The sequence below is a fragment of the Cupriavidus sp. HMR-1 genome (genome assembly GCF_000319775.1).
In the GTDB taxonomy this organism is placed as follows: Bacteria; Pseudomonadota; Gammaproteobacteria; order Burkholderiales; family Burkholderiaceae; genus Cupriavidus; species Cupriavidus metallidurans.
This window is the reverse complement of record NZ_ANKP01000016.1, coordinates 1-1,483: the sequence shown is the minus strand read 5'-3', so window position 1 is coordinate 1,483 and position 1,483 is coordinate 1. Positions and strand designations below refer to the sequence as shown.

The 1,483-nt window shown below is 70.9% G+C and carries 1 protein-coding gene; it reads left to right on the top strand.

Annotated elements, in window-relative coordinates:
* On the top strand, window positions 1-1,483 hold a 1,483-nt coding region (locus tag D769_RS00240), incomplete at both ends, for a hypothetical protein (protein ID WP_008640856.1).

Here is a 1,483-nt window from a genome sequence, read left to right as displayed (position 1 = left end):
TGCCGGGGCGGGCTCGGCCGCCGTCGTGCTGACGGAGGGCGCGACGCAGGCCTGGGTGGCCAACAGCCGCATCGCCGGCTCGACGATCGGCAACGACGTGACGCTGACCGGCACCATCCAGTCCGCCACCATCGACAACAACCGGCTGGTGGGCACGGATGCCGGCGGCCAGGCCATGGGCGGCACGCTGCAAGGCACGAACGGCGCGACGCTGTCCGATGCGCAGGTCTGGACCGAAACCGACGCCAAAGGCCGCAAGGCCACCCTGGTCACCGGTACGTTGCGCGATGCCAGTGGCGCCCTCGCCCCGTTTGAAGGCGAACTGCGCGATGGCGTGCTGTACGACCCCAACGGTACGGCGATCGCCACGCTGGTTGGCGCGGCTCCGCAGCAGGCCATCGCAGGCGCCGGCTCACTCACGGTCAGCGCCACCGACCGCACGACCGTCGACAATCTCGCCGGTGGCGCCGGGCTGAGCGGCGGTGCGGGCGTAGGCGCGGCAGCGGTGGTCACACGCGTGGACAACACGGTCACTGCCTGGATCGACCATAGCGATGTGAAGACCCAGGGCGACGTGACGCTCCAGGCGCGGGCCGAACGAGACCTGTCGGCGCAGGCGGTATCGGCCGGCGTGGGCTTTACCGGAGCGGGCTTGGCCGGTTCGGTGGCCGTCACGCTGGTCGGCCAGGGCCTGAGCGGCGACGCCGCGCAGGAGCTCGATCACGACGGCAACGGCACGCTGAGCAAGGTCGAGGCGCTCGGCCAGCAGGACAAGGTCGGCGCCAGCGGATTCGGCAATGCCCTCGACAACAGCACCCGGACGGCGCTCAACCAGCGCGCCGGGGTCTCCGTGAAATCTGGCATCAACGCTGCAAACCTCGACGCGCGCACGGCGGCCGTGATCTCGGGCTCGACCGTTGTAGCCGGTGGCGACGTGCGCCTGGACGCCAGTGAAAGCGACCGCAACGACATCCTGGTTGGTGCTGCCGCTGGCGGCTTCGCCGGTGTCGGCGCGGCGGTGGGCGTCATGCAGATTCGCCACAACGTCGATGCGCTGGTCGACGGCGCTTCCACGCTGACGGCCGGCGGTGCCATCCGCCTGCACGCAGGCACCCGTGCGCTCGACGCAAACGCGCCGGCCGCGCAGGTGCTGGCGTACCAAGGTTCAGGCGGCGTGGTTGCGCTCGGCGCGGCGGTTGCCACGGTCGACATTGCTAACCAGGTATCGGCGCGGGTTTCCGGTGGCGCCACCGCACAAGCTGGCAACGACGTCGCCGTGACGGCTGACGACGCGACCGATGCCAACGCCGAAGCCCAGGGCTATCAGGTTGGCCTGGTGGCGGCAGGCGCCGCCGTGGCAACGGCCGAGAAGTCCGGCCAGACCATCGCCGCCATCGGCGATGACAGCGGCCTGCGCGCCAACGTGGCCGCGCAAGGCGACATCATGCTCGGCGCACAACGCAGCGGCCGTGTGGGCAGCCTG